Below are 23,349 nucleotides of genomic sequence, written 5' to 3'. Positions count from 1 at the left end.
CTAGACCAGCACCCCGGCGAGCAGCGACGCGGTCAGCTCCGCCCCCTCCCTCGTCAGCACCGACTCCGGGTGGAACTGCACGCCCGCGAAGCCCGGCCCGCGCAGCGCGTGCACCTCGCCCGTCTCCGCGTCCCGGCTCACCTCGATCCGGTGCAGCGCCAGCTCGGTCACCGTCCGGTCGTCGCAGCGGGCCGTGAAGCTGTTGTAGAAGCCGACCGTCCGCTCCTGCCCGAAGAGGTCGATCCGCACCTGCGCCCCCTGGAACGGCACCCGCTTGCGGACGATCTCCAGACCCAGCTCGGCCGCGATCAGCTCATGGCCCAGGCAGACGCCCAGCAGACCGTGGCGGTGGTCGCGGACCAGCTCGGCCGTCAGCCCCCGCAGGAACCGCATCTTCGGATCGGCCGTGTCCCCCGGATCGCCGGGCCCGGGGCCGAGGACCACCGGACCCTCGTGCGCGAGGGCCAGCTCCCGCACCCCCGGCTCGTCGTAGCGCGTCACCGAGACGTCGAGCCCGGAGGAGCGCAGCAGGTGGGCGAGCATCGCGGTGAAGGTGTCCTCCGCGTCGATCACCAGGGCGTGGCCGCTCAGCTCCGCCGATCGCACCTGCATCCGCAGCCAGAACGGCGCCAGGTCGGCCCGCCGCGCGTCCAGCGCCGCCCGCACCCGGGGATCGTCGGCGAGCCGCGCCGCCGGCGCCGCCCCGTCGCCGGGCCGCCCCTCCCGTACCCCCAGGGCGGCGAGCACCCCGGCCGCCTTGGCGTGCGTCTCGGCCACCTCGCCCGCCGGATCGGAGTGCCGGACCAGCGTCGCGCCGACCGGCACCCGCAGCCGGCCGCCGGCGGAGATGTCGGCGGTACGGATCAGGATGGGCGAGTCCAGCGTCTGGGCCCCGCTCTCGTCCCGGCCGAGCAGCGCGAGAGCCCCCGCGTAGTACCCGCGGCCCCCCGACTCGTGGCGCTCGATGACCCGGCAGGCGTTCTGCACCGGGGACCCGGTGACGGTCGCCGCGAACATCGTCTCCCGCAGCACCTCCCGCACATCGAGGGAGGAGCGGCCGCGCAGCTCGTACTCCGTATGGGCGAGATGTGCCATCTCCTTGAGCCGGGGCCCGATCACCACCCCGCCCCGGTCGCCGACGGTGCACATCATCTTCAGCTCCTCGTCGACCACCATGGACAGCTCCTCGGTCTCCTTGCGGTCGGCGAGGAAGGCGAGGAGGCCCTCGGGGGTCGGCGCGGTGCCGGACGGATAGCGGTACGTGCCGCTGATCGGGTTCATCACGACGGTGCCCCCGGACATCCGGACGTGCACCTCCGGACTCGCGCCCACCAGCGTCCGCTCCCCGGTGTGGACGACGAACGTCCAGTACGCGCCCCGCTCGCCGGTGAGCAGCCGCCGGAAGAGGGCCAGCGCGTCGGCCCGCCCGAAGCCCGGGATCTCGCCCGTGTAGGTGCGCCGGATGACGAAGTTGGCGCCCTCCCCGGACCCGATCTCCTCGTCGATCACCCGCCGCACGGTGGCGGCGTAGGCCGCGTCCGACACGTCGAACCCGCCGCCCTCCACCCGTACGTCATGGGCCGGCAGCCGCTCCGTCACGGCGGCCAGCGGCAGCTCGTACGCCTCCTCGGCGACCAGCACGGAGAGCGGTGTGCCGTCGTCGCGGACGTCGAAGCCCCGCTCGCGGATCTGCCGGAACGGCACGAGCGCGAGCGTCGGCAGTGGCCCGACCGGCAGGTCGGCGAGTCGTTCCGCCTCGTGCACCGCGCCGATCAGCACCTCGACGGTGTCGTGGTCACGGCCCGGGGTACGGCGGCGCAGCAGCGCGAACGGGGGACAGGAGTCGTCCAGGAGGCGGGAGAGGTCCATCGATGCGTTCCTTCCGTGGAGCGGAGAGGAACGGCCCGGGAAAACAGAGAAGGCCGCCCCTCGGGCGGCCTTCGCGTGTTCGGGTACGCGCAGTCAGTGGGCCGCCGGATGAGCGGTCCACCACCAGTTACGGGTCGTCTGCGCGAACATGGCCGAGATCGTAGCCCATCGGCTCTGTCGTGTCCCTCTCATCCGTCTCAGCAAGCGGTCAGTGGCTTGGACGGCGCCCGCCGCCACGTACTGTGGTGGTGTGACCGTGAACGCTGATTCCCACGCCGTCGCCAAGGCGACCTGGCGAGACCTGCCCGCGGCGCAGCAGCCCGAGTACCCCGATGCCGAGGCTCTGCGCGATGTGATCGCGGACCTCGAGTCGTATCCGCCGCTCGTCTTCGCGGGCGAGTGCGACCAGCTGCGCGCCCGGATGGGAGCCGTCGCCCGTGGCGAGGCGTTCCTGCTCCAGGGCGGCGACTGCGCCGAGGCCTTCGACGCCGTGTCCGCCGAACACATCCGTGCCAAGCTCAAGACGCTGCTCCAGATGAGCGCCGTCCTGACGTACGCGGCCTCCGTGCCCGTCGTCAAGGTCGGCCGCATCGCCGGGCAGTACTCCAAGCCCCGCTCGAAGGGGACCGAGACCCGTGACGGCGTCACGCTGCCGACGTACCGCGGCGACTCCGTCAACGGCTTCGACTTTCACGAGAAGGCCCGCGTCCCGGACCCGGAGCGCCTGAAGCGGATGTACAACGCGTCCGCCTCGACGCTCAACCTGGTGCGCGCCTTCACCACCGGCGGCTACGCCGACCTGCGCCAGGTGCACGCCTGGAACCAGGACTTCGTGAAGTCGTCCCCCTCGGGCCAGCGCTACGAACAGCTGGCGCGCGAGATCGACAACGCGCTGAACTTCATGAAGGCCTGCGGCACCGACCCGGCCGAGTTCAAGGCCGTCGAGTTCTACGCCTCCCACGAGGCGCTGCTGCTCGACTACGAAGGCGCCCTCACCCGCACCGACTCGCGCACGGGCCGGCTGTACGACACCTCCGGCCACATGGTCTGGATCGGTGAGCGCACCCGCCAGCTCGACCACGCGCACATCGAGTTCGCCTCGCGGATCGCCAACCCGATCGGGATCAAGCTCGGCCCGACGACCACCGGCGACGACGCGCTGACGTACATCGACCGCCTGGACCCGGAGCGCGAGCCCGGCCGGCTGACCTTCATCGTCCGCATGGGCGCCGACAAGGTCCGGGACAAGCTCCCGGAGCTGGTCGAGAAGGTCACCGCCTCCGGCGCGACCGTCGCCTGGGTGACCGACCCGATGCACGGCAACACCTTCGAGGCGGCCTCCGGCCACAAGACCCGCCGCTTCGACGACGTGCTCGACGAGGTCAAGGGCTTCTTCGAGGTCCACAAGGCCCTCGGCACGCACCCGGGCGGCATCCACGTCGAGCTCACCGGCGACGACGTCACCGAGTGCGTGGGCGGCGGCGACGAGATCTTCGTCGACGACCTGCACCAGCGCTACGAGACGGCCTGCGACCCGCGGCTCAACCGCAGCCAGTCGCTGGACCTCGCCTTCCTGGTGGCGGAGCTGTACCGCGACTAGCGGTCGCGATCAGTAGGTGTGTTCCTACGACGATGGGGCGCGGGTCCATGTGATCCGCGCCCCACCGTCGTTCACGGGGCTTTTACGCGCCGGGCGTGCCGGGTAAGGTTAGGTTAGCCTTATCGATCTCGGCAGGAGGTGAACCGCGTGTACGTCTGCTCATGCTTCGGTGTCACGGAGAAGCAGGTCAAGGCCCACGCGGACGCGGGCGCCTGCACACCCCGCCAGATCGCCTCCGCCTGCAAGGCCGGGACCGACTGCGGTTCCTGTGTCCGCCGTATCCAGGCCATCCTCGGCCGCGGCAACTGCCCCCGGCGCGAGCTCCTCGACCAGGGCATGCCCGCCCTCGCGACCGACCTGCCGGTCCCGGACGAGCTCTCCGAAGCCGCCTAGACCTAGCTGGGCTGCTCGATCAGCGTCGAGATGTAGAGGGACTCACCGAGGTTCTCGATCAGGTCCAGCTGGGTGTCGAGGTAGTCGATGTGGTGCTCCTCGTCGGCCAGGATCTCCTCGAAGAGGTTCGCCGAGGTGATGTCCCCCTTGGCGCGCATGACCTCGATGCCCCGCTTGAGGCGGTCGATCGCCTCCACCTCCACCTGGCGGTCCGCCTGGAACATCTCGGTGACCGTCTGACCGACCCGGACGTGGAAGAGCCGCTGGTAGTTGGGCAGCCCGTCGAGCATCAGGATGCGCTCGGTGAGCTTGTCCGCGTGCTTCATCTCGTCGATGGACTCTTCGCGGGTGTACTTCGCGAGCTTGGTCCAGCCCTTGTTGTCCTGGATGCGGTAGTGCAGCCAGTACTGGTTGATGGCCGTAAGCTCGCCGGTCAGCTGCTCGTTGAGGAACTCGAGGACCTCGGGGTCGCCCTGCATCGCAGAGGCTCCTTCCACGCATGTCTACGTAATGACTGGGCAGGATGGCCGCATCCTTGCACCACGGATGGGGGGCGTCCAGTAAGTGCAGGCTTAGTGGGAGTTGCCCCGAAAGGCCCCTACCCCGGCGTTCACTGGTCATGACCACCCCTCGCCGTCTGTCACCATGGAGGACATGGGTCAGCCGGAGAGCGGAGTACACCGGGAAGCGGCGCAGTCGGATCTTCCGCCGGGGCAGCGGCTGCAACGCGGCTGGCCGGTTACCCACTACGGCCCCGTGCCCAGGTTCAAGCCCGACCGCTGGGAATTCCGCGTCTTCGGCGCGACCGCCGACGGCGACAAGCGGTGCTGGAACCACGAGGAGTTCTCCGCCCTGCCGTTCTCGACGGTGGTGGCCGATCTGCACTGCGTCACGAAATTCAGCATGCTCGGGGCCGAATGGGGCGGTGTGCCCGCCCGTACGGTCCTGGAGCTCGCCCCGCCGGCCGCCAACGTCACGCACGTCATGGTCTGGGCCGAGTACGGCTTCAGCGCCAACATGCGGCTCTCCGACTTCGCCGCCGAGGGCGCGATCTTCGCCACCCACAAGGACGGGGAGCTGCTCACCGCCGAGCACGGCTTCCCGCTGCGGCTCGTGGTGCCCCATCTGTACGCCTGGAAGGGGCCCAAGTGGGTCCGCGGCGTGGAGTACATGACCGCCGACCGCCGCGGCTTCTGGGAGGAGCGCGGCTACCACAACATCGGCGACCCCTGGACGGAGCAGCGCTACTCCTACCAGGAGGAGCCGGGCGACGGCCCGGAGCTGTAGCCGCCCCGGGTCGCCGAGCCGGGCGGCGGGGTCAGTGGTGGTAGCGGTGGACCACCGCGTGGCCCTTGCCGCGGCCGATCATCCACTTGTTGACGGGTGTGGTGATCAGGAAGGCGACGAGGAAGGCGAAGGCGAGGGCGCCCCAGAAGAGCGCGTCCGACAGATGCGCGTCCATGGCGCCCGGGACCAGCAGCAGGACCCCGTTGTCGACGATCTCCATCACCGTGATGGAGAGGGTGTCGGCGGCGAGCGCGACGCCGATGGCCGCCTTGAGCGAGAGCCCGGCGCGGACGACGGCCCACAGGGTCAGGGAGTAGCCGAAGAGGAAGGCCAGGGCGATGGCGAGCGCCATCGTGGGGGCGTTGCCCCAGCCGAGGGCCGTGCCGATGATCATGCCGAGGACCTCGCCGATGGCGCATCCGGTGAGGCAGTGCAGCGTCGCCTTCACGGCCATCGACCAGGACACCGCGCCGCCGCCGTGGTGCCCGTGGGCCGTGTGGTCTCCGTGGTGGTCGTGAGGGTTCCGGTGGTCCTGCCGGCCGAGGTGGCCGGTGTGCGCTTCGTGCTCCATGACGAGCCCCCAACGTCGGATAGCGGTTCCTGCCTCTCCAGGAACCGTATACCCCCTAGGGGTATTCCTCAACGCGTGGGCGTCAGCCGCGGAGCTTCTTCAGCAGCTCCACGTCCGCCACGTGCCCTTCCTTGCCGCCGGGCGTCTCGATGACCAGCGGCACGCCCTCCGTCTCCGGGTGGCGCATCAGCGCCCGGAACGGCTCCTGGCCGATGTGGCCCGACCCGATGTTCGCGTGCCGGTCCTTGTGCGCCCCGACGACGTCCTTCGAGTCGTTGGCGTGGATCAGCTTCAGTCGGCCCTCGCCGACCGTCTCCACCAGCAGGTCCAGGGTCTGCGTCGCGCCGTGCGGGCCGGTCAGGTCGTGCCCCGCCGCGAAGATGTGGCAGGTGTCCAGGCAGATCCCGAGCCGCGGGTGGTGGTCCAGCGCGTCGAAGTACGGCCCGAAGTCCCACGTACGGGAGCAGAGCGAGGAGCCCTGCCCGGCCGTGGACTCCAGGAGCAGGAAGGGGTCGTCCTCGTGCGTCAGCTCGTCGAGCAGCGGCAGCATCCGCTCCCGCACCTGCGCCAGCGCCTCCTCGCGCGGGCGGCCTCCGGTCGCCGAGCCGGTGTGCACCACCACGCCCTTGGCGCCGATCTCCCGGCCCCGGCGCAGCGAGTGCCGCAGCGACTCCACCGACCTCTCGACCGTCGCCTCGGTGTGCGAGCCGAAGTTGATGAGGTACGGGGCGTGGACCCAGGCCGACATCGACGCGGCCTCGCAGGCGGCGCGGAACCGTTCGTCCTGCGCGGGGTTGCCCACCGGGGTGGCCCAGCCGCGCGGATTGGCGACGAAGACCTGGACGGCCTCGGCGCCCAGCTCGCGGGCGTAGGCCAGGCCGGTCGTGGCGAGGCCGCCGGCCACGGGGACATGGCCGCCGACGGGGTTGCGCATGAGTCTCTACAGTCCCTTGGTCGTGAGCGTGACGGTGGAGCCCTCGGGGGCGGTGGAGCCGCCCTCGACGGACTGGGCGGAGACGGTGTCGCCGAGGAAGGGGAAGGTCTTCTTGACCTCCACCTCGAAGCCGGCGCCCTCCAGCCGCTCGCGCGCGGTGTCGATCTGCTCGCCCATGACGTCGGGCACCTCGATCATCCTCGGCCCCTTGGAGACCGTGAGGGTGATCGTGTCGCCGCGGGCGGCGCGGCTGCCCTCGGCCAGGGACTGGGCGGCGACCGAACCGGCCGGCCGCGGGGAGTCGATCCGCTCGGCCGCGACCTGCACCTTCAGCCCGGCGTTCCGCAGCGTCTGGGTGGCGTCGGCCACGGACTCGCCGGACACGGAGGGAACCTCGATCGGGGCGCCCTTGCTGACGATCAGGGCGACCGCCGAGTCGGGGGAGCGCTCGGTGCCGGGCCCGGGGTCGGAGCCGATCACCGCGGACTGCGGCACGTCCTCGCTGAAGGCCTCCGTGACCACACCGGGGGCCAGGCCCTCCTCGGTCAGCATCCGCTTGGCCTCGGCGAGCGTCCTGCCCTCCAGGCGGGGGACCTTCACGATCTCCGGGCCGCGGGAGAGGGTGAGCGTCACCGTGCCGTTTCCGCGGATGCGCTCGCCCGGGGCCGGGTCCGTGGCCATGACCGTCCCGCGTTCGTAGACCTCGCTGAACGCGCGCCGGGTCTTCCCGACCTCCAGGCCCGCCTTCTCCAGCCGCTGCGTGGCCTGGGCCTCGCTCTGGCCGAGGATGGCGGGGACCCGGGTGAACTGGCCGGAATTGATGTACCAGACGCCGCCGCCGAGCCCGAGGGCCACCAGGACGAGGGCGAGGACGAGCAGGGGACCGCGCGGGCGGGGCAGCCTGCGCGCACCGGACCCCACGCCACCGGCGCCCGCGAAGCCGCCTGCCCGGCGCGAGGGACGCGGTTCCGGCTCGGGCTCCGGGGGCATCGCCAGCCGGCTCGTGTGCTGCGGCACGGCGGTGCGCGGGATCACGCTGGTCCGGTCCTCGGAGCCGTCCTCGCCCGCCCCGTCCGTCTCGGCGCGCGCCCCCGGCGGCACCGCGTCGAGCTGCTCGTCACCGAGGGCCGCCCGGGCCTCCCGGGTCAGGGCGAGCAGCGCGACGGCGTCGTAAGGGCGGATCTCCGGGTTGCGGGCGGTGGCCGCCGTGACCAGCTCGTCCAGCTCGACCGCGAGGCCGGGGACGACGGCCGAGGGGGCCGGGACGTCGGTGTTCAGGTGCCGGTAGAGGACCTGCGCGGGCGTGTCCCCGCCGTGCGGCTTCCCGCCGGTCAGCATCTCGTACAGGACGACACCGCAGGCGTACACGTCGGCGCGGGTGTCGGCGGTGCCGTGCTCGATCTGCTCGGGGGCGAGGTACGAGACCGTGCCGAGGACGGAGCCGGTGGTGTTCGTGGCCGAGCCGACGGCCCGTACGAGACCGAAGTCGGCGACCTTGACCCGGCCGTCGTCCCCGATCAGGACGTTCTCCGGCTTCATGTCCCGGTGGACGAAACCGGCCCGGTGCGCGGCGCCGAGCGCCGCGAGGACGGGCTCCAGGATGTCCAGCGCGGCCCGGGGCTGCAGGGCGCCGCGCTCGCGCAGCACGTCGCGCAGGGTGCAGCCGGCGACGTACTCCATCGCGAGATAGACGTACGCCCCGTCCGCGCCCTGGTCGAAGACCCCGACGACGTTGGGGTGGGAGAGCCGCGCCACGGACTTCGCCTCGCGGATGAACCGCTCGACGAAGGTGGCGTCGGTCGCCAGCGCCGGATGCATCACCTTGAGCGCGAGCACCCGGTCGAGGCGGGTGTCGACGGCCCGGTAGACCGTGGCCATCCCGCCGACGGCGACGCGCGCGTCGACGTGGTAGCGGCCGTCGAGCAGCTGCCCGACGAGAGGGTCCTGAAGGGTCGTGTCCACGGCCCCGAGTTTACGAGTCCCCGCGGACACCCCGTCGCCGCCACCGGCGACTGCAGCGCACCTGTGACGGGACGGGGTGGCCGGGATCACGTCATCGGAACGCGGGACGCTCCGGGTCCAGGGCGGCGCGGCCCTCCGCGGGGGAGGACGCCTCGGCGAAATGGCGGCGGGGGATGCGGCCCGCCCGCCACGCCAGCCGGCCCGCCTCGACCGCGTGCCGCATCGCCGACGCCATGAGCACCGGCTCCTGCGCCCGGGTCACCGCCGACGCCAGCATCACCGCCGCGCACCCCAGCTCCATCGCGAGCGCCGCGTCCGAAGCCGTCCCGGCCCCCGCGTCCAGGATCACCGGCACCCCGGCCCGCTCCGCGATCAGCTGGAAGTTGTGCGGGTTGCGGATCCCGAGCCCGGAGCCGATCGGCGAACCGAGCGGCATGATCGCGGCGCACCCGACGTCCTCCAGCTTCCGCGCGAGGACCGGGTCGTCGTTGGTGTACGGCAGGACCGTGAAGCCGTCGTCCACCAGCGTCTCCGCCGCGTCGAGCAGCTCCACCCCGTCCGGCAGCAGGGTCCGCTCGTCGGCGACGACCTCCAGCTTGACCCAGTCGGTCCCGAGGGCCTCCCGGGCCAGGCGCGCGGTCAGCACCGCCTCGCCCGCCGTGAAGCAGCCCGCCGTGTTCGGCAGGACCCGGATCCCGAGCCGCTCCAGGACGGAGAGGACCGAGCCCCGCACCGTCGGGTCCAGTCGCCGCATGGCGACCGTCGTCAGCTCCGTGCCGCTGGCGACCAGCGAGCGCTCCAGGACGTCCAGGCTGGGCGCCCCGCCCGTGCCCATGATCAGGCGCGAGGAGAACTCCGTACCCGCGAGGACGAAGGTGTCGTCGGACATCGGCTCAGCCTCCCTGGACGGCGGTGAGGACCTCGACCCGGTCGCCGTCGCCGATGACCGTCACGGCCCACCGGCCGCGCGGCACCACGGTCTCGTTGACGGCCGCGGCCACCCCCGAGGGCGCCGCGGTGAGGGTGGCGACCAGGGCGTCGAGCGAGACGGGGCCGGGAAGCGTGCGCGGCTCCCCGTTCACGGACACGTTCAGCACGTTCATGCGGGCTGCTCCAGACGTACGGGAGAGAAGCGGCGGGGAGTGAAGGGGCGGGCCTCGTCCGGGAGCGTGCCGGTGGTCAGCACCTCCGCCATGACGTCGCCGGTGACGGGGGTGAGCAGCACCCCGTTGCGGTAGTGGCCGGTGGCCAGATGGAGCCCCGGCAGGGCGCTCGGCCCGAGCAGCGGCGCGTTGTCCGGGGACCCGGGTCGCAGGCCCGCCCGGGTCTCGGTGAGCGGCAGCTCGGTGATGCCGGGCACCAGCTCGTGCGCGTCGCGCAGCAGTTCGTACACCCCGCCCGCCGTGACGGTGGTGTCCCAGCCCAGCTCCTCGCTCGTCGCCCCGACGACCAGCTCCCCGTTCTCGCGCGGCACCAGATAGACGTGGCTGCCGCGCACCACGGCCCGGACCGTCCGGGAGAGGAACGGCGCGTACGCCGGCGGCACGCTCAGCCGCAGCACCTGCCCCTTGACGGGCCGTACGGGCGGCAGCACCTCCTCCGGTACACCGTCGAGCCGGCCGCTGAGGCTGCCGGCGGCGAGGACGACCTGGTCGGCGCCGAGCTCCGTCCCGTCCGCGAGGACCGCGCCCACGGCCCGGTCGCGCACCACCGTCAGCCGCTCGGCGACGCTCCGGTGGACGACCACCCCGGCCCGCTCGCAGGCGGTGACCAGCGCGGCGGCCAGCCGGCGCGGATCGACCTGGTGGTCGCCGTCGACCCGCAGCCCGCCCCGGACGCCCGGGGCCAGCATCGGCTCCAGACGGCGGCAGTCGCGCCCGCTGAGCCACTCCGATTCCAGACCGCACCGCGTCTGCAGGGCGTGCAGCTCCCGCAGGTGCGCCCGGTCGTCGGCGTCCAGCGCGACGGCGAGCGTTCCGCAGGAGCGGTAGCCGACGTCCTGGCCGGTGGCGTCCCGCAGCTCCGCGACGAAGTCGGGATAGCGGCGCGCGGAGGCGAGGTTGAGGCCGAGCAGGGTCTCCTCGCCGTAGTGGAGTTCGGTGACGGCGGCGAGCATTCCGGCCGCCACCCGCGCCGCCCCGCCCCCGGGCTCCGGATCGACGAGCGCCGTCCGCAGCCCGCGCTGCGCCGCGCGCCAGGCCGTGACGAGGCCGATGATCCCGCCCCCGATGACGAGGACGTCCGAGGAGGTACCGGCGGGTGGTGTCCCGGGGTGCGCGGCGTGCGCGTGCGGTGTCCGGACGTGCGGGGTGCGCGCGGACGGCGCACCGGAGTCCGGGGTGCGCGCGGACGGCGCACCGAGGTGTGGCGTACGTGATGGCATGGGCGTCCAGCCCCTCCCTTCGCCGGCATGACCCGGATCAGGTTCGTACGGTCGGAGGCCGGCCAGCCTCCCTCTCAGCCCGGTGCGTCCGGGCTCCCGCGAGTGCTCTACGTTGACGGTCAGACTAACCCCCGCCCTCGGCGGCCGGTAAGGGAGCCTCCCGCCTCCCCGGGGCGCGGGTGGGAAGAGGCGCCGAGCCGGGCGGACGGCCCCGGCGGGAGGAGCCGGCCCGTCGCGGGTGCGACCGCTGCCTTCCTGACGGCACGTCAGCTGCGTAAGGTGATCGGGTGAGCGAGCAGAAGCAGGCACAGCAGCACGTCGTGATCGTGGGCGCCGGGATGGCGGGGGTGCAGACCGCCGTCGCCCTGCGCGAACAGGGCTTCGAAGGCCCCGTCACCCTCATCGGAGCCGAGCCGCACCAGCCCTACGACCGGCCCCCGCTCTCCAAGGCCGTACTCCTGGGCAAGGCCGAGGACTCGGCCTTCGACGTCGACTTCGAAGCACTCGCCATCGAGCTGCGCCTCGGCCTGGAGGTCACCGGCCTGCGCGCCGGCGACCGCGAGATCGACACCGAGGCCGGCCCCGTCCCCTACGACGTCCTGGTCGTCGCCACCGGCGCCCAGCCCGTCACCCTTCCCGGCACCGAGGGCGTGCCCGGGGTCCATCTGCTGCGCACCCTCGACGACGCCGCCCGGCTCAAGCCCGTCCTGGAACGGCGCCACGACATCGTGGTCGTCGGCGCCGGCTGGATCGGCGCCGAGTTCGCCACCGCCGCGCGCGAGGCGGGGTGCGCCGTCACCGTCGTGGAGGCCGCCGACCACCCGCTCGCGGGCGCGCTGCCCGCCGAGGTCGCCGCCCCCATGGCCCGCTGGTACGAGGAGAGCGGCGCCGCTCTCCTCACCCACGCGCGCGTGGACCGCTTCGAGGGCGGCAGCGTCGTCCTCGCCGACGGGCGGCGGCTGCCCGCCGACGCCGTCGTCGTCGGCATCGGCGCCCGCCCCGCCACCGACTGGCTCGCCGGTTCCGGCGTCACCCTCGACGCCGGCGGCTCCCTCACCGCCGACGACCGGCTGCGCACCTCCGTACCCGGCGTGTACGCCGTCGGCGACTGCGCCTCCTTCCCGTCCGCCCGCTACGGCGAGCGGCTCCTGGTCCACCACTGGGACAACGCCCTCCAGGGCCCGCGGACGGTCGCGGCCGACATCATCGGCGAGAACCCCGGGGCCTACGACCCGGTGCCGTACTTCTGGTCCGAGCAGTTCGGCCGCTTCGTGCAGTACGCGGGCCACCACACCACCGCCGACGCGCTCGTCCGCCGCGGCGACCCCGCCGGCGCCTCCTGGTCCGTCCTCTGGCTGCGCGCGGGCGTCCTGGTCGCCCTGCTCGCCGTGGGCCGCCCCCGCGACCTGGCCCAGGGCCGCAAGCTGATCGAGGCGGCCGCCCGCCTCGACCCCGCCCGGGCCACCGACCCGGCCGTCGCCCTGAAGACGGCGGTCCTCTGAGACGTGCTCAGGGCGCCCGGCCGGGGCCGCGCGCCCGTGCCCCCGCCCCGGCCGGGAGCGGACACTCCACGGGGCCCGACTACCGACTGTCAGTCCCAGATGGCAGGCTTGTTCCCGTGACCGAGATTGACGCAAGAATCGATGCTCTCGTCCCCGCCTGGCTCTACCTCCCCGACATCGCGGAAATGCTCGATGTCGAGGTGACGCGCGTGCGGCAGCTGGTCAAGGAGGGCCAGCTCATCGCCGTGCGCCGCGGAGAGAACCGGGCGCTCCAGGTGCCCGCCGCCTTCATCGACGGCGACAAGGTCGTCAAGGGCCTCAGCGGCACCCTGACGCTCCTGAAGGACGACGGCTTCACCGACGAAGAGATGCTGGAGTGGCTCTTCACTCCCGACCCGACCCTGCCGGGCACGCCCGCGCAGGCCCTCAGCGAGAATCGCGGCACGGAGGTGAAGCGCCGCGCCCAGGCGCTCGCCGTCTGACGCACCCACGCCACCACAGGAGGTCCGTGGGGCCGGGCCCGCCCCGGCCCCACGGCACCGCCGCAGCCCACGGGGGGAACCACCCATGTCCACGCCACGCGCGCAGCTCGCCGACGCCCGGCTCTACCTCTGCACGGACGCCCGCAGGCGCCAGGGCGACCTGCCCGCGTTCCTCGACGCCGTGCTCTCCTCCGGCGTGGACATCGTGCAGCTCCGCGACAAGGGCCTGGAGGCCGGCGAGGAGCTGGAGCACCTCGCCGTATTCGCCGACGCCTGCCGCCGCCACGGCACGCTCCTCGCCGTGAACGACCGGGCCGACGTCGCCCACGCCATCGGCTCCGACGTGCTGCACCTCGGCCAGGGAGACCTGCCCGTCCCCGCCGCCCGCGCCATCCTCGGCTGGGAATCCCCCCGGACCGAGTCCGGGGGAGTGCTGATCGGCCGCTCCTGCCACGCCGAGTCCGAGGTCGACGCCGCCGTCGCCGAACCGGGCGTGGACTATTTCTGCACCGGCCCCTGCTGGCCCACCCCCACCAAGCCCGGCCGGTACGCTCCCGGCCTCGGGCTCGTGCGGTACGCCGCCTCCCTGCCCCAGGAGCGCCCCTGGTTCGCCATCGGCGGCATCGACGAGACCACCCTCGACGAGGTCCTGGACGCGGGCGCCCGCCGGATCGTCGTCGTCCGGGCGATCACCGAGGCCGACGACCCCGCCGCGGCGACCGCGCGCCTGGCCAAGCGCGTCCACGAGCGGGCGGCCGGATGACGTCCATCTTTCGGACTCCGCTTCGTCGGCGGAGGTACCCCGTCTAACCTGCCGGTATGGCCCTAGGAACCGCTTCCACCCGCTCGGACCGCGCTCGTACGGTCCGCGACATCCTCGCGTCCGGCAAGCGTTCGTACTCCTTCGAGTTCTTCGCGCCCAGGACGGAGAAGGGCGAGCGAAGCCTCTGGAACGCCCTGCGCAGGATCGAGGCGGTCGCCCCCAGCTTCGTCTCCGTCACCTACGGCGCCGGCGGGTCCACCCGCGGCGGGACGGTCAAGGCCACCCAGAAGATCGCCGCCGACACCGTCCTCACCCCGGTGGCCCATCTCACCGCCGTCGACCACTCGGTCGCCGAGCTGCGCAACGTCCTGGGCCAGTACGCCGACGCCGGGATCCGCAACATGCTCGCCCTGCGCGGCGACCCGCCGGGCGACCCGCTGGGGGAGTGGATCGAGCACCCGGAGGGCGTGCGGTACGCCGCCGACCTGGTCCGGCTGATCAAGGAGTCCGGCGACTTCTGCGTCGGCGTCGCCGCCTTCCCCGAGATGCACCCCCGCTCCACCGACTGGGACACGGACATCCGGCACTTCGTGGACAAGTGCCATGCCGGCGCCGACTACGCCATCACCCAGATGTTCTTCGACCCGGAGAACTACCTCCGGATGCGCGACAGCGTCCAGAAGGCCGGCTGTGAGACGCCGATCATCCCCGAAGTCATGCCCGTTGTGAACGTCAAGACCCTCGACCGGCTGCCCCAGCTGAGCAACGCCGCGTTCCCGGCCGATGTGAAAGAGCGCATCCTCGCCGTCAAGGACGATCCGGCCGCTGTACGCTCCATTGGCATCGAGTTCGCGACGGAGTTCTGCGCGCGTCTGCTCTCCGAGGGTGTCCCCGGACTGCACTTCATCACGCTGAACAACTCCACCGCGACGCTGGAGATCTACGAGAATCTCGGACTGCACGTGCAGTCGTGACCGGCGTACCCGCCCCAGACCCGCGGCGGTGGCCGTAGGAGAGGGGCGGGCATGGGGTGGACGGTCCTCTACATCGCGTTCGGTGTCGTGGCGTTGTGGCTGCTGGGTGAGGTGCTCCTGCAGTACAAGGCGCGGCTGCGCTGGCGCGTCCTGGCGTTCTGCGGCTTCCTCGGCGTCGTCCTCGGCGTCCTGCTGCCCTCGGTCGCCGTGATCATCGCGGGCGCCGTCGCCTTCGCCGTCGGACAGACCTACGTGACGCTCTCCTTCCGCCGCGGCTTCTCCACCGGATGGGCGATCGGCGGCAACCCGGGCGCGAGCCGCCGCCGCAGGTCCACCGCGCCGGCCGAGGCCGCCGGCCCCACCCTGGAGGTCACCGAGGTCGCCTACGAGCCGGCGGCGGCCGAGCCCTCCGCGGCCGAGCGGACCGCGGTGTACGAGCCCCAGCCGATGCCCGACGACACCGGCCAGTACGGCGTCTACGCCGGCGCCTACGACCAGACGGCCGCCCGGTCCGAGGCGGGCCCCGCCTACGGCGGCTACGACCCGTACGCGCCCCACCAGGAGCAGCCGGGCTACGGCCACCAGCCGGGCTACGACCAGCCCGCGTACGAGCAGCCGGGCTACGACTACGGCAGCGGACAGCAGCAGTACGCCGCCTACTCGGACCCGTACATCGGCCCGACGACGGACGGCCAGCAGTACGGCACGTACGACTACGGCACCGGCGGCCAGCAGCCCTACGCCGACCCGTACGCCCCGTCCTACGGCTACGACACGCCGCCCGGCGGAGTCTGGGTGCCGCAGCAGCGCGACGGCGAACAGCCCCCGTACCCGCAGGGCCAGGAACACCACGACTACGGCAACGACCAGCAGTACCGGTACTAGACGGCAGGAGAAAGCCGTCCGCCCCTCACCGTGAGCCGCGGAAGTCGTCGCCCTCCACGATCAGGCCGGCGACCAGCGCCCCCGACATGCCCGCGTGGGCCAGCCCGCCGCCCGGGTGGGACCAGCCTCCGGCGAAGTAGAGGCCCGGCAGCGGCGAGAGGTTGGCGGCGGGCAGGAAGGCGCCCGAGCCGCCCGCAAGGGCCGGACCCGGCACGCCGGCGACGCCCGTCTCGCGCAGGGTGTCGTCCGGGGTGCGGACCTCCCGCCAGAGCAGCCGCTCCCGGAGCCCGGGCACGGCGGCTTCCGCCGCCGTCACCATCGCCTCGCCGACCGCCGTCGCGTCGTACGCCGGGTCGAGGCGCAGCGTCGCCGTGAGGGTGACCGACTCGTGGCCGGCGTCGGGGCGGAGAGACGGATCGTCGGGCCGCAGCACGGTCGTGGTGGGGCGGTCCCCGGAGGCGTGCACGACCGTCCGGTGCGCGGCCCCGGCCTCCCGGGCACCGCGCAGCGCCAGACAGACCGTCACCCGGCCCGTCCCGTCGGCCTGGTGCCCCGGCCCGTCGCCCCCGGCAGCCCGGCCCACCACCCCGTCCCGGTACAGCGCGGGCACGGGCGCGCCCGCGACGACGTGGTCCGCCGCCACGGTCTCGCCGCCGGCCAGCACCACCCCGGCCGCCCGCCCGTCCTTCTCCAGGACCCGGTCCACGCGCGCGTCGAAGACGAAGTCCACCCGCCGCCGCAGACACCGCGCGTACACCGCGTCCGCGAGCGCCCGCAGACCGCCCCGGACGTACCACGTCCCGAACGTCTGCTCCATGTACGGCAGGACGGCGGCCGCGGCCGGGGCGGTGGCCGGATCGAAGCCGTAGGCCCAGGCGTAGGAGTCGAGGAGCGCGGCGAGCCGGGGGTCGCGCAGCTCCCGCGACCCGATCCGCGCGAGCGTCGTCGTGGGGCGGCGCAACAGCCCCGCCTTCGGCGCCGGGTACGGCTCCCGGGCGAGCGCCGCGGTGTCCGCCGTCCGCGGCTCCTCCAGGAGCGGGCGCCGGGTGCGGTCCCAGGCTTCGCGGGCCCGGACCATGAACGCGCCCCAGCGCTCGCCCGCGCCGGCGCCGAGCGCCGCGTCCAGGGCGGCGACCGTCCCCGCGCGGGAGGCGTTGGGGAGGTCGACCAGGGTGCCGTCGGCGAAGACATGGCGACTCGCCGGGTCGACCTGCGTCAGCTCGACGCACTCCTCCAGCGGCTCTTTGCCGGTCTTGACGAACAGATCGCGGTAGACGGCGGGCAGATGGAGCAGCCCCGGCCCCGTGTCGAAGGCGAACCCGTCGCGGGCGAGGCGGCGCACCGCGCCGCCGTAGGTCTCCGTGCGTTCGTACACCGTCACCCGGTGGCCCGCCACGGCCAGCCGCGCGGCCGCCGCCATGGCGCCCATGCCGGCGCCGATCACCACAATCCGTGCCATGTCAGGGACCCTATCCGCCGGGGTGGCGGGGCCGGGCGGCAGCCAGCCGCTTCTCCTCCCGGCGCTGGGCCCGGCGGCGCAGGAAGCGGCGGATGCGGTGGGCGAGGAAGCCCAGTATCACCAGACCGAGGACGAGCAGCACGGCGGCGATGATCGCCGCGGCCTGCGGATTGAAGATCGCGAAGGTGATGATCCCGGCGACGCCGAGGTCCTCCGCGACACTCGCCGCGATGTTGGAGAACGGCTCCGGCGAGGTGTTGATCGCCATCCGCGTCCCGGCCTTGACGACATGGCTGAGCAGGGCGGTGGAGCCGCCCACCGCGCCGGCGGCCAGCTCCGGCAGCGAACCGGACTGCCCGGCGAGCAGCGCGCCGACCACCGCCCCCGCGACCGGGCGGACCACCGTGTGGATGGAGTCCCAGACGGAGTCGACGTACGGGATCTTGTCCGCCACCGCCTCGCACAGGAAGAGCACCCCGGCGGCGATCAGGACGTCGGTGCGCTGCAGCGACGCGGGCACCTCGTCGGTGAGACCGGTCGCGCCGAAGAGGCCGAGCAGCAGGACCACCGCGTACGCGTTGATCCCGCTCGCCCAGCCGCTGGTGAAGACCAGGGGGAGTACGGACACGCACGCGATCGTAGCCAGCGGGCGCCACGCGCGCGTGGGGACCGTGACGCGGCCGTGAGTACCCGTACTCAGGCGCGGAGATGAGTAGCCGCGCGGATGGGCTCCGACCTGCGCGGACGGCAGAGTGGAGACCACGGAAGGGGCGCGGCCCCGCAACCGCGGACACGGGGCTGCGGATCGGGGCCGCGCACCTGCCGTAACGGGGGTGCACGGGGGATGAAAGAAGCGCCGGTCCGGCGAGGCTCGGGGGGATCGAGCCTCATCGGACCGGCGTCTTTCGTCTGCCGTCAGCGGCCGCTCACGCGCCCGTGCAGCAGCCGGGAGAGCGCGCTGTGCACGTCGTCGATCGAGCGCTCCCGCTGGAACGCCTGCCAGTCGAGGGCGGCCACCAGGACCATCCCGACCAGCGCCGCCGCCGTCAGCGGGATGTCGATCTCCTCGCTCAGCTCCCCGCCCTCGACGCCCTCGCGCAGGACGCCCTCCACCACGGCCACCGCCTGCTGACGGACCACCAGCAGGGTCTCGTTCCACGCCCGGTTCGTGCGCCACAGTTCGGCGACGTACAGCTGGGTGAAGGCCGGATAGCGGTCGATGAAGACCAGGCCCGCCCGGATCATCGCGTCGAGCGCGTCGACCCGGCTCCCGCCCCGCTTCTCCGTCTCCTCGGCCGCGTCCCGCAGGGAGGCGGTGAGCAGGCCCACGCCGTGCCTCAGCAGCTCCTCGAAGAGTTCGGTCTTGCTCTTGAAGTTGTAGTACACCGTGCCTTTGGCGACGCCCGCGCGCTCGGCGATCTCGTCCACCGTCGTCGCCGAGAAGCCCTGCTCGGCGATGAGGGTGACGGCGGCCTCGTAGAGCTTCGCGCGCGTGGCCCGGCGTCTGGTGCTGCTGCTGTCCATGGCTCGATTCTCACAGGTGCGGCGGCTGTCGGGGTCCCGGTGTCACAGGGACAGTTCGGGGTGGAGGCGGTCCAGGGTCCACACCTGCTTGCCGCGGGCCGAGAGGGCGGTCAGCGCCAGGGCGCCCACCGTGAACGCGGACAGCACCGCGACCGCCTGCCACACCGGACCGGTCCCGCCGCCCGTGATCAGCCGCCGCAGCGCCTCGACCACGTAGCTCATCGGCAGGAAGGGGTGGATGGCGTTGAAGAAGCCCGGGCTGGTCTGCACGGGGTACGTTCCGCCCGCCGAGGTCAGCTGCAGCATCAGCACCGCGAGGACGAGGATCCGCCCCGCCGCGCCGAAGCGGGCGTTGAGCCACTGGATGATCGCGGCGAAGCAGCAGGTCACCAGGGCGAGGAAGCCGACCGTCCCGGCGGCGCTGGCCATCTGCAGGCCGAGGCCCCAGTGCAGCACCGACATCAGCGCGGCGACCTGGAGCAGCCCGATCGCCGCGACCGGGAGCCAGCCGGCCAGCGCGATCCGCCAGGCCGAGGCACCGGCGGCCAGGGCGCGCCGGTTGAGCGGCTGGATCAGCATGTACGCCACCATCGCGCCGACCCAGAGGGAGAGCGGGATGAAGTACGGGGCGAAACCGGTGCCGTAGTTGGGTGCCTTGTGCATCGACTGGGAGGCGAGCTCGACCGGGTCGGCCATGACCTCCGTACGGCGGTCGCGGTCCTGCTTGTCGTAGTCCGGGATCTTGCCGACGCCGTCGTGGAGACCGGTGGCCAGCTCGCCCGAGCCGTCGACCAGCTTGAACAGGCCGCCGTCGAGTTCACCGGCGCCCTTCTTGAGCTTGCCGACCCCGGTGTCGAGGTTCTTGGAGCCGGTTTTGGCGGTGGTGAGGCCGGTGTGCAGCCGGTCGGCGCCCTTGGCGACCTTCTGGGCCCCGGTGTTGAGCTTGTTGATCTTCGCGACGGCGCCGTCGAGGTCCTCTTCGAGGGTCGGCGCGGCCTTGGCGAGGTCCTCGGCCTGCTTCTGCAGGGTGGCGAGCTGCCCGTCGAGCTTCTTCAGGTCGCCCGCGCTGTCCTTGGTCAGCTCGTGCAGGTCGTCGGCGATCTTCGCCACGTCGTCGGCGGTGACCTTGGCCTCCTTGAGGGCCGGGCACACCTGGGGGTCCGGCAGCGGGTCGTCGACGCACTGCTCGCGGTGGACCTTCTCCAGCTTGTCGTCGGCGAGGTGGGCGGCGCTGCGGGCGAGGGGGGCGCGCCTGACCAGGTCGTCGAGGTCGTGCCGCACCGCCGCGGCGGAGTGCGCCACCAGGCGGGCCGTGTCACCGATCGCCTTGCCGTTGTTCTTCAGGTACGGGCGGACCTGGGCGGCCTTGCCGTTGACCTTGTCGGCGAGGGCCTTTGTGCCGTCCGCGACCTGCCGGGAGCCGGTCTCCAGCTCGCCCGCGCCCTTGTCGAGCTTCTTCAGCCCGGAGGCCAGGTCGCCGCTGCCCTCCTTGGCGGTGATCAGCCCGTCGGCCAGGCTCTTGGAGCCCTTCTTGGCCTTGTCCGCGCCCGCCTTGAGCTGTCCGGCGCCCTTGGCGGCCTTCTCGGTCGCGTCGTGGATGTCGGAGAAGGAGATGAAGATCCGGTCCAGGAAGGAGCGCGAGGACTTGGTGGAGGCCGCGGTGCGGACCTCGGAGAACACCGTCCGGGAGATCTGCCCGACGATGTAGTTGTTGGCGTCGTTCGTACGGACCTTGAGCGCGCCGGTCTCCGGGGCGTCACCGGAGCTGGAGGCGATCCGGGTGCTGAAGTCGGCGGGCATGGTCAGCGAGAGGTAGTACGTGCCGTCCTCCACGCCCGCACGGGCCTCGGCATCGCCGACCTCGTGCCACTCGAAGACCTTGCTCTCGCGCAGGCCCGCCGTGATGTCGTCGCCGGCGTGGACCTTCTTGCCGTCGGCCGTGGCGCCCTCGTCCTCGTTGACGAGCGCGACGGGTATCCGGTCGAGCCTGCTGTAGGGGTCCCAGAAGGACCACAGGTACAGCGCGCCGTAGAGCAGGGGCAGCAGCAGGATCGCGACGAGCGCGGCGCGCGGCAGCTTCCCCCTGCCGAACCGCTTCAGCTCAAGCGCGGCCAGTTTCGGCGAGCGCATCGCCCTCCCCCTCCTCGATGGTGACGGCGTCGCCGTCGGTGGTGGTCTCGGTGTGGGTGCCGCCGGTCGCGCCGCTGCCGGCGGCGGTCCGGTCCGCGGTGGTGGCGTCGTCCGCGTCGGCGGTCCGGTCCTCGGCGGCGATGGCGTCCGTCCGGTCCGCGGTGGTGGTGTCGTCCGCGTCGGCCGTCCGGTCCTCGGCGGCCAGGTCCTGCGGGGTGTCCGTCGCCGGGGTGGCGCGGGGCGCGGTGGTCACCCGCAGGGCGCCCTCGGGGGCCTCGCTGCAGACGGCGAGGACGGTGGTGCCGGCGTCGGCGATCGACCGCAGCAGCGACCAGGCGGCGGCGCGGTCGGCGTCCCGGAGCTTCATGTCGGCGTCGTCCAGGGCGAGCAGCCGGGGCCTGCCGATCAGGGCCAGGGCGACCGAGAGGCGCAGGGCCTCCAGGCGCTCCAGGTCCCGTACGGAGGTCCGCCCGGCCTTCGGCAAGGTGCCCAGGTCGAGCCCGGCGGCCTCCAGGGCCTCCTCGATCCGGGCCCGGGTGGCGGCGGCCCGCTCCCCGCGCGGGCGCAGCAGGGACCGCAGGGAGCCGTCGTACCTGCGCTGGAGCAGGGCGCGCTCCCGCAGGTGCTCGTCGACCGTGAGGGCCGGGTCGAGGTCGCTGACGCCGGGGACCGGGCCGAGCGCGCTGATCCGGCGCACGGCGGCCATCTTGCGGGGCAGCGGGAGCCCGGCGACCTCGGCGTGGCCCTCGTGGGGTTTCATCCGGCCGGTCAGGGCGAGCAGCAGACAGGTGCGACCCGTACCCGAAGGACCTTCGATCGCGACGAGCGAACCCGGCTCCGCCCGGAAGCCGACCTCGCGGAAGACCCAGCCGCGCGGGCCCTTCAGTCCGAACCCGTCCGCGACGACGGCGGCGCCCGACGGCTCCTCCGCATGCGCTTCCACGGATCCACCCCCCTCTTCCCCTTTTGAACTGACTGGTCAGTGCAAAAACTTACCGCTGAACGGAGGTTGAGGCAAAAGCCCAGGTCAGGCCGATTGTCAGTGGTGCCCTGCACGATGGACACATACGGCCACAGCGCCGTCACACGACGACAGGAGGCTCGTCATGGTCAGCTCCTCCGCAGCAGCCGCGCCCCGGCGCCGCCCCGGCGGCACCTCCCGTGCCGAAAGCCACGGGGGAGGCCGCCCCGCCCCCGCGCTGGTCGGCCCGCCGACCGACATCCACCCCGTCCTGCGCCGCGCCACCGCCCCGCCCGCCGCGCTCGACCTGCTGGCCAAGGCCCGCGCCGGGCTCGACGAGGCGGCCTCGTTCGACGCGCCCCACGAGCGGTACGCCACCGCCCACCTCGCCGCCCTGCGCACCGCGGCGGCCGTGCTCGCCGCCCGGGGCAGGCCCGAGGACGATCCGCGCAAGCGGCGGCGCATACGCAGCGCATGGGAGGTGCTGCCCGAGATCGCCCCCGAGCTGGCCGAGTGGAGCGCCCTGTTCGCCTCCGGCGCCGAGCGGCGGGCCAGGGCCGAGGCGGGCATCGCGGGCGCGGCGAGCCGACGGGACGCCGACGATCTGATCCGGGACGCCGGGATGTTCCTGCGACTGGTCGAGCGGCTCCTCGTCCTCCAGCCGGTACTGCCCCGCCAGCCCCGGGGCGACGAGGCCGCGCGGTGATCGGGAGAGACCGTTCGAGGCCATAGGGTGGGAGCGTTCGCCCCTGTCACCGAGGAGTCAGCAGCCGTGTCGGACCCTTCCCCTGTCTTCGGTCGAGAGACGTCGTCGCGGCCGTCGCGCGCCTCCCTGCGTACCGCCGTCGTCTGGGACGTCCTCCAGGACGCCCTCGACCGCCGGGCCAAGGCCGGCGGGAAGACGAGCCTCGACGTCCTCGACACCGGCGGCGGATCCGGCAACTTCGCCGTGCCGGTGGCCCGCCTCGGCCACCGCGTCACCGTCGTCGACCCCAGCCCGAACGCGCTCTTCGCGCTGGAGCGGCGCGTCGCCGAGGCCGGTGTGGCCGACCGCGTCGAGGGCGTCCAAGGGGACATCCGCGGCCTGTTCGACGTCGTCGCCCGCGAGGAGTACGACGTGGTGCTCTGCCACGGCGTCCTCGAGTACGTCGACGACCCGGCCGAGGGCGTACGGAACGCGGTCGCCGCGCTGCGGCCCGGCGGCGCCCTCAGCCTGCTCGCCGCGGGCGTCGGCGGCGCCGTCCTCGCGCGCGCCCTCGCCGGCCACTTCACCGAGGCCCGCACCGCCCTGAGCGACCCCGACGGCCGCTGGGGCGACGGCGACCCGGTGCCCCGGCGCTTCACCGCGGACCAGCTCACCGCGCTGGCCTCCGAGGCCGGTCTGGACGTCGGCGCGGTGCACGGCGTCCGGGTCTTCGCCGACCTGGTCCCCGGGGTCCTGGTCGACACCGAGCCCGGCGCCGCGGAGGCCCTGCTCAAGCTGGAGGCGGCCGCCGCGGAGCTGGCGTCCTTCCACGCCATCGCCACCCAGCTGCACGTCCTGGGCGACAAGCGCGCCTGACACCCGCTCGGCGGTGCGGGCCCCGTCCGGGCGCGGACCGTCGAGCAACCGGCTGATCAGCGACGCAGCCGCACATGGAGTACGCCACAGACCCTCCGGTCCGGGGCTT

At 73.1% G+C, this 23,349-nt stretch carries 24 protein-coding genes and 1 riboswitch; of the genes, 10 read left to right on the top strand and 14 right to left on the bottom strand.

Features of this window, described 5'->3' with window-relative positions; translation table 11 throughout:
- Both ACFZBD_RS19195 and ACFZBD_RS19190 read right to left on the bottom strand, forming a co-directional pair.
- On the bottom strand, positions 1–1,869 hold the full coding sequence (locus ACFZBD_RS19195) for a chorismate-binding protein (RefSeq protein ID WP_391140770.1): 1,869 nt from the start codon (positions 1,867–1,869) through the stop codon (positions 1–3).
- Positions 1,870–1,962: 93 nt separating this feature from the next.
- A complete protein-coding gene (locus ACFZBD_RS19190) occupies positions 1,963–2,019 on the bottom strand; it encodes a trp operon leader peptide (RefSeq protein WP_093653364.1) in 57 nt (18 codons plus the stop codon).
- 100 nt (positions 2,020–2,119) lie between these two features.
- On the opposite strand from ACFZBD_RS19190, the gene ACFZBD_RS19185 reads away from it, so the two are divergent.
- Positions 2,120–3,469: a class II 3-deoxy-7-phosphoheptulonate synthase gene (locus ACFZBD_RS19185; protein WP_391140769.1), complete on the top strand. Its 1,350-nt coding sequence runs from the start codon at positions 2,120–2,122 to the stop codon at positions 3,467–3,469.
- 138 nt (positions 3,470–3,607) lie between these two features.
- Positions 3,608–3,862 (top strand): (2Fe-2S)-binding protein, encoded by a 255-nt coding sequence (locus ACFZBD_RS19180; RefSeq protein WP_391140768.1) that lies wholly within the window; start codon positions 3,608–3,610, stop codon positions 3,860–3,862.
- Between the two features lie 2 nt (positions 3,863–3,864).
- Here ACFZBD_RS19180 and bfr read toward each other — a convergent pair whose 3' ends face one another.
- Positions 3,865–4,341: a bacterioferritin gene (bfr, locus tag ACFZBD_RS19175; RefSeq protein ID WP_391140767.1), complete on the bottom strand. Its 477-nt coding sequence runs from the start codon at positions 4,339–4,341 to the stop codon at positions 3,865–3,867.
- A 175-nt stretch (positions 4,342–4,516) separates the two neighbouring features.
- On the opposite strand from bfr, the gene ACFZBD_RS19170 reads away from it, so the two are divergent.
- Positions 4,517–5,149 carry a molybdopterin-dependent oxidoreductase gene (locus ACFZBD_RS19170; RefSeq protein ID WP_391140766.1) on the top strand — a complete coding sequence of 211 codons (633 nt, stop codon included), beginning with the start codon at positions 4,517–4,519 and terminating at the stop codon, positions 5,147–5,149.
- 31 nt (positions 5,150–5,180) lie between these two features.
- Here ACFZBD_RS19170 and ACFZBD_RS19165 read toward each other — a convergent pair whose 3' ends face one another.
- From ACFZBD_RS19165 to thiO, 6 genes are all read right to left on the bottom strand, one after another.
- The gene (locus ACFZBD_RS19165; RefSeq protein ID WP_391140765.1) at positions 5,181–5,720 is read right to left on the bottom strand and encodes a DUF4396 domain-containing protein; all 540 of its coding nucleotides are present in this window, start codon (positions 5,718–5,720) and stop codon (positions 5,181–5,183) included.
- A gap of 82 nt (positions 5,721–5,802) precedes the next feature.
- Complete coding sequence (locus tag ACFZBD_RS19160) at positions 5,803–6,654, bottom strand: deoxyribonuclease IV (RefSeq protein ID WP_391140764.1); 852 nt, start codon at positions 6,652–6,654, stop codon at positions 5,803–5,805.
- Positions 6,655–6,660: 6 nt separating this feature from the next.
- Positions 6,661–8,616 (bottom strand): Stk1 family PASTA domain-containing Ser/Thr kinase, encoded by a 1,956-nt coding sequence (gene pknB / locus ACFZBD_RS19155; protein WP_391140763.1) that lies wholly within the window; start codon positions 8,614–8,616, stop codon positions 6,661–6,663.
- Between the two features lie 91 nt (positions 8,617–8,707).
- Positions 8,708–9,505, bottom strand: coding sequence for a thiazole synthase (locus ACFZBD_RS19150; RefSeq protein ID WP_391140762.1), 798 nt, complete (start codon positions 9,503–9,505; stop codon positions 8,708–8,710).
- A 4-nt stretch (positions 9,506–9,509) separates the two neighbouring features.
- On the bottom strand, positions 9,510–9,719 hold the full coding sequence (gene thiS / locus ACFZBD_RS19145) for a sulfur carrier protein ThiS (protein ID WP_391140761.1): 210 nt from the start codon (positions 9,717–9,719) through the stop codon (positions 9,510–9,512).
- The gene (gene thiO, locus ACFZBD_RS19140; protein WP_391140760.1) at positions 9,716–10,999 is read right to left on the bottom strand and encodes a glycine oxidase ThiO; all 1,284 of its coding nucleotides are present in this window, start codon (positions 10,997–10,999) and stop codon (positions 9,716–9,718) included. Before thiO ends, thiS begins: the two co-directional genes overlap by 4 nt.
- Positions 10,997–11,109: riboswitch (TPP riboswitch) on the bottom strand. (Overlaps the previous gene by 3 nt.)
- A 228-nt stretch (positions 11,110–11,337) precedes the next feature.
- Between thiO and ACFZBD_RS19135 the strand changes: the two genes are divergently transcribed.
- The 5 genes from ACFZBD_RS19135 (at position 11,338) to ACFZBD_RS19115 (ending at position 15,605) form a co-directional block, all read left to right on the top strand.
- On the top strand, positions 11,338–12,501 hold the full coding sequence (locus tag ACFZBD_RS19135; protein ID WP_391141208.1) for an FAD-dependent oxidoreductase: 1,164 nt from the start codon (positions 11,338–11,340) through the stop codon (positions 12,499–12,501).
- Between the two features lie 116 nt (positions 12,502–12,617).
- The gene (locus ACFZBD_RS19130) at positions 12,618–12,983 is read left to right on the top strand and encodes an Rv2175c family DNA-binding protein (RefSeq protein WP_137989908.1); all 366 of its coding nucleotides are present in this window, start codon (positions 12,618–12,620) and stop codon (positions 12,981–12,983) included.
- A gap of 85 nt (positions 12,984–13,068) precedes the next feature.
- On the top strand, positions 13,069–13,746 hold the full coding sequence (gene thiE, locus ACFZBD_RS19125) for a thiamine phosphate synthase (protein WP_391140759.1): 678 nt from the start codon (positions 13,069–13,071) through the stop codon (positions 13,744–13,746).
- Positions 13,747–13,802: 56 nt separating this feature from the next.
- On the top strand, positions 13,803–14,720 hold the full coding sequence (gene metF / locus ACFZBD_RS19120; RefSeq protein WP_391140758.1) for a methylenetetrahydrofolate reductase [NAD(P)H]: 918 nt from the start codon (positions 13,803–13,805) through the stop codon (positions 14,718–14,720).
- 51 nt (positions 14,721–14,771) lie between these two features.
- Positions 14,772–15,605 (top strand): hypothetical protein, encoded by an 834-nt coding sequence (locus ACFZBD_RS19115; protein ID WP_391140757.1) that lies wholly within the window; start codon positions 14,772–14,774, stop codon positions 15,603–15,605.
- A 25-nt stretch (positions 15,606–15,630) separates the two neighbouring features.
- Here the strand turns inward: ACFZBD_RS19115 and ACFZBD_RS19110 are convergent, their stop codons facing one another.
- The 5 genes from ACFZBD_RS19110 to ACFZBD_RS19090 all read right to left on the bottom strand — a co-directional run bounded on the left by ACFZBD_RS19110 (position 15,631) and on the right by ACFZBD_RS19090 (position 21,661).
- Positions 15,631–17,064 (bottom strand): FAD-dependent oxidoreductase, encoded by a 1,434-nt coding sequence (locus ACFZBD_RS19110; RefSeq protein WP_391140756.1) that lies wholly within the window; start codon positions 17,062–17,064, stop codon positions 15,631–15,633.
- Between the two features lie 10 nt (positions 17,065–17,074).
- Positions 17,075–17,692 carry a DUF4126 family protein gene (locus tag ACFZBD_RS19105; RefSeq protein WP_391140755.1) on the bottom strand — a complete coding sequence of 206 codons (618 nt, stop codon included), beginning with the start codon at positions 17,690–17,692 and terminating at the stop codon, positions 17,075–17,077.
- Positions 17,693–17,979: 287 nt separating this feature from the next.
- Entirely contained in the window at positions 17,980–18,588 is a 609-nt protein-coding gene (locus ACFZBD_RS19100; protein ID WP_391140754.1) for a TetR family transcriptional regulator, read from the bottom strand.
- Positions 18,589–18,630: 42 nt separating this feature from the next.
- Positions 18,631–20,718, bottom strand: a complete 2,088-nt coding sequence (locus tag ACFZBD_RS19095; protein ID WP_391140753.1) for a YhgE/Pip family protein — start codon at positions 20,716–20,718, stop codon at positions 18,631–18,633.
- Positions 20,690–21,661, bottom strand: a complete 972-nt coding sequence (locus tag ACFZBD_RS19090; RefSeq protein ID WP_391140752.1) for an ATP-binding cassette domain-containing protein — start codon at positions 21,659–21,661, stop codon at positions 20,690–20,692. Before ACFZBD_RS19090 ends, ACFZBD_RS19095 begins: the two co-directional genes overlap by 29 nt.
- A 163-nt stretch (positions 21,662–21,824) precedes the next feature.
- Between ACFZBD_RS19090 and ACFZBD_RS19085 the strand changes: the two genes are divergently transcribed.
- Positions 21,825–22,385, top strand: a complete 561-nt coding sequence (locus tag ACFZBD_RS19085) for an SAV_6107 family HEPN domain-containing protein (RefSeq protein ID WP_391140751.1) — start codon at positions 21,825–21,827, stop codon at positions 22,383–22,385.
- 66 nt (positions 22,386–22,451) lie between these two features.
- On the top strand, positions 22,452–23,240 hold the full coding sequence (locus ACFZBD_RS19080) for a methyltransferase (protein WP_391140750.1): 789 nt from the start codon (positions 22,452–22,454) through the stop codon (positions 23,238–23,240).
- The last annotated feature ends 109 nt before the right edge of the window (positions 23,241–23,349 follow it).

Origin of the sequence: Streptomyces sp. NPDC008121, assembly GCF_042957155.1 — a bacterium.
Classification (GTDB): domain Bacteria; phylum Actinomycetota; class Actinomycetes; order Streptomycetales; family Streptomycetaceae; genus Streptomyces.
The sequence above is the reverse complement of the archived record's forward strand: the minus strand, read 5'-3'. Positions and strand labels throughout refer to the sequence as shown.